The sequence below is a fragment of the Mycobacterium sp. KBS0706 genome (assembly GCF_005938675.2).
Lineage (GTDB): Bacteria > Pseudomonadota > Alphaproteobacteria > DSM-16000 > Inquilinaceae > Inquilinus.
Map to the genome: position 1 here is coordinate 1 of NZ_VCCH02000215.1, position 3,858 is coordinate 3,858.

3 protein-coding genes and 2 pseudogenes are annotated in these 3,858 nt (G+C 63.3%); 1 reads left to right on the top strand and 4 read right to left on the bottom strand.

The window, feature by feature from the left end; translation table 11 throughout:
• Positions 1 to 475: pseudogene (locus FFK22_RS41120) on the top strand (tyrosine-type recombinase/integrase); the annotation flags it as partial.
• Between the two features lie 419 nt (positions 476 to 894).
• Here FFK22_RS41120 and FFK22_RS43585 read toward each other — a convergent pair.
• The 4 genes and pseudogenes from FFK22_RS43585 to FFK22_RS41140 form a co-directional block, all read right to left on the bottom strand.
• Positions 895 to 1,080 carry a hypothetical protein gene (locus tag FFK22_RS43585; RefSeq protein WP_186002962.1) on the bottom strand — a complete coding sequence of 62 codons (186 nt, stop codon included), beginning with the start codon at positions 1,078 to 1,080 and terminating at the stop codon, positions 895 to 897.
• 364 nt (positions 1,081 to 1,444) lie between these two features.
• Positions 1,445 to 2,428, bottom strand: a complete 984-nt coding sequence (locus FFK22_RS41130; protein WP_138893431.1) for a CapA family protein — start codon at positions 2,426 to 2,428, stop codon at positions 1,445 to 1,447.
• A gap of 460 nt (positions 2,429 to 2,888) precedes the next feature.
• On the bottom strand, positions 2,889 to 3,440 hold the full coding sequence (locus FFK22_RS44975; RefSeq protein ID WP_138893430.1) for an RNA polymerase sigma factor: 552 nt from the start codon (positions 3,438 to 3,440) through the stop codon (positions 2,889 to 2,891).
• Between the two features lie 222 nt (positions 3,441 to 3,662).
• Positions 3,663 to 3,858: pseudogene (locus tag FFK22_RS41140) on the bottom strand (TCP-1/cpn60 chaperonin family protein); the annotation flags it as partial.

The window sequence follows — 3,858 nt, forward strand, 5'->3', positions numbered from 1 at the left end:
CGTCAGCTTCACCGCCGAAGGCCTGGTGCTGTTCGTCGCCGGCTCGAAGAATGACCAGGAGCGGCGCGGCGAGGAGGTCGGAATCCAGGCGGTGCCGCGGTCGCCGCTGTGCGCCGTGACGGCGGTCGGTGCCTGGCTCGCGGCGCGCGGCGACGCGCCCGGGCCGCTGTTCTGCCGCGTCGATCGCGGCGACCATCTGACCTATGGCCTCGACGGGCGCCTGCTGCCGATCGATACCAAGACCGTCGCCCGCCTGGTCAAGCGGGTGATCAAGGGCACCGGGCTCGGCGCCGCCGAATTCTCCGCCCACAGCCTGCGCGCCGGCATGATGACCGCGGCCGACCGCAAGGGCGTGCCACTCGAGGCGGCAATGCAGCATGGCCGCTGGAAGGACGCCCGGACCGCTCGCGGCTACCGCCGGCATTCCAGCCTGTGGCAGGGCAACTTCACCGGCAGGCTGCTCGCCGAGGAATAGCCGTTTGGTCCTCTCCCGGACGATCGCGACCCTACAGGCTTCCATGTAACGGACCTCCCGGTGATCCATCCATGCCCGAAGTCGGCCTATCCCACGGAAGGCGGACCGTCATCGGTCTGTCTTTCCTATCCGGAGATTCAAGGGAAGCAATCGCCGTGGCGGCCTCGGGCGCGGCTCAACAGGCAGTCCGGCCACGGAGCGCCGAAAGCAGAAATCCACCATCCGGGCGGCAACAGTCCCAAGCGGCAGCGCTCGCGCGTTGGCCAGATCCCGACGGACCAGAGATTCTTCGGAATAATGGACGTTCCGCCATCGTCATCTGAGTCGGGGCTACCGCTCCACCATCGGATCCTACGCTTCGGCGGGATTCCTTTGTGAGGCATGTGATGAGACGTCGCGTTCACGCACGTGCCCGACCTTCACTCGCCACGATTGCAACACCAAGGCGAGTCCTGGTCGTCGAAGACGAATTCCACACGGCGCAGCAAATCGATGAGATCCTTCGACGGATGGGCATTCAGGTGATCGGGCCTGTGGGGACCTTGTGGCAAGCCATGATGCTTGCGGAGACAGAACGGATCGATGCAGCCCTGCTCGATGTTCAACTGCAGCCCGATGTCCGACTGCCATATCGTGATAGAGTTTATTCAGTGGCGGACCTGCTGCGCCGTCGAGAGATCCCGTTTTCCTTCATCACGGCCCACTGGGACAATTGGATCGACCGGCTTGTCACCGATCCCGTCCTCCGAAAGCCGTTCGGTGAAGACCAGCTGCAGGACGCCGTTCACAGACTATTGCGCGTGGGTTCTCCGGGCGCGTTGGCTCGCCCCAAGGGGCTGCGAAGGGCGGAAAGGGGGTCGCTACAAGAGGAGTGCGTAGGTGTCCGACATCTGAGAACAAAGAAGCACCAAAAGCTGGTCATGCAAGCTGGGGTTCAGCGAAGCCGGCGGTTGGTTCCGGCACGGCGCCTCATCGAGAGATCGGAATCTCCAGCCCTTCGGCCGATTCGAGGACGGGGGTGCCGAAGGTGGCGCAGAGAGACTTCATCCGCGTCCTGATGGCTTGGTCAATCTCACCCTTCGCCAAACCAAGCGGCGAGGAATGGATGTGGACCGGCACCAGCCGGAGCCGCCCGAGCCGATCACCTTCGATGTCCAGGAGGAAGACGAACGACCAGAACGTCCGGCGGAACGGGAACTTCCAGTAGTCGTCGATGAAGTTGCCGGTGTCGTAGAGGATGATGCCGCCCCGATGCCGCTCGACTGCCTGGACGACATGCGCGGAATGGCCGTGGATGATGTCGACGCCGCGATCGATGGCGGCATGCGCGAACTGCCGGAATCGCCGGCTCGGCGACAGGCGCATGTTCGGACCCCAATGCAACGACAGCAGCACGACGGCCGCGCCGGACCGGCGCAGCGCGTCGACCGAGCGGGCGACCCAATCGAGGCCGGCGGAGTTGTCCCTGAATTCGATGACGTTCGTCCCCGGGCGATCGGGGCCGGCGCCGAATGCGCGCATGTTGTCGGTGGCGGCGAGCAGCCCGAGCTTCAACCTCGGCAAATCGAGCATGGCCGGAGCCGCCGCGTCGGCAGCGTTCCGCCCCGCGCCCGCATATCGGATCCCCGCGGCGTCGAGGGCGGCCATGGTGTCGAGCAGTCCGCGTTCGTCGAAGTCCAGCATGTGGTTGTTCGCTAGACAGACGAAGCGGACGGCGGCGCAATCCAGGATCCGGACGGCCTCCGGATCGGCCCGGAAATGGAACATCTTCCAGCTTCGGCGCCTGCTGGCCGTCGTGATCGGACTTTCGAGATTGGCCAGCACCGCATCGGCCCGGCGGAGGATGGGCAGGACATCGCCCCAGAACCATTCAGGTGGCCGGTGGCGCAATTCCCGGCTCACGCCGCGGCCGAGCATCAGATCGCCCAGGAGTGCGAGAGTCGTCCAAGCCATGTCCCCTGCCGGAGATCCGTCGCGAGCAGAGTGGTATCATCACATGGATGAGGACAAAATACTTCTGCGGATCTGTGTGGGGGGGCTTGCCGAAGACGCTGGGAAGGGCACCGCGCGGCTTGCCGTCGCAACACCATCAGGGGTATGTCTGACTGTCGGCCCGGCTGGACGGCCCTCAAGCCGATATTGCGACGCCATCTCAGAACGGGGCAATGGCTTGCCGACGTGATCTCGCGATCATGGTTGTATGCAGCAACTGAGTAGTGACTAGGCCGACCGAGCACGTCGGGCATTGCTGCAGTGCCCGCGCTATTGCCCAGGATTCCAGCAACCCCACCAGGACCCGATCGTGCGGCTTCCATTTTCAAGCGAACGGTCATGCTCAAAGGATCTGGCGACGACCGATCGCCAATCTGAGGCGCGCTGTTTCCGCTTGATTTTGCGAGCCCTTGTTTGCTTCTCAAATAGAGCCGACAAGCTGCCGTAAGTGTTGTCTCGCTCGCGAGAGGCGCGATCGGACTGTTCCGGTGGGGATCCCCAAGATTGCGGCAGCCTCTTCATAGGAAGCGCCGTACAGCCCGACCTCGGCCAACACCAATCGGTGCTCACGTGTAAGCCGCGGCCAACATGATGCGACACAACTGAGTTCCACAGCCGATTCCTGCCCCCCAGAAATAGGAATTTGCACACTGTCGATCGGATCCCACCGCTTATGTCGCGCTCGAGACCCCTCGAGGCCGCTGAGAAATACGCGTTTCATGATTGTGGTGAACCAAGCCGGGAAATTCGTCCCCTCTTGAAAAAGGTGCAGTTTGACCATCGCCCTACATACCGAATCCTGGAACAGATCGTCAGCGTCCGATCGGTTTCTTGTCAGTAAGGCGGCATATCTCCTGAAATCGTGCATGTGAGGCGACATCAGATTCGAGAATTTAGGTGCTGTCGCGCTTGTCTGGTGGTGGATCATTGTAGATCCTTTCAATAGAGAGCCCGGCCTACCTCGCTCAGACATTGTGGGGCTTCAAAGAGAGGATGCGGCCGCTCTCCTGGATCGAGAAGTATGCAGGTCATTGCGTACCTCCGATCCACCCGACAGCAGCTATGCAGCCTCCGAGAGGATGAGGCGCATCGGCTACCGTCACTGCGTAAGCGGACAAACGGCCTCCACCGATGGGCGGGCGAGCTTGGGCGACGACGGCCGAACCGCTTAAAGCAGTCGCACGGCGCGCCCGGGTCAGAAGTCCACGCCTCCGCCGACCGATGCTGGGCCGGCCGTCTCCGGCAGCGCGGCCACCATCGCTTCGGTCGTGATCAGAAGGCCGGCGATCGAGGCGGCATTCTGCAGCGCCACCCGCACCACCTTGGCCGGGTCGAGGATGCCGGCCTTGATCATGGCGGTGTACTCGCCCTTCTGGGCGTCGTAGCCCCAG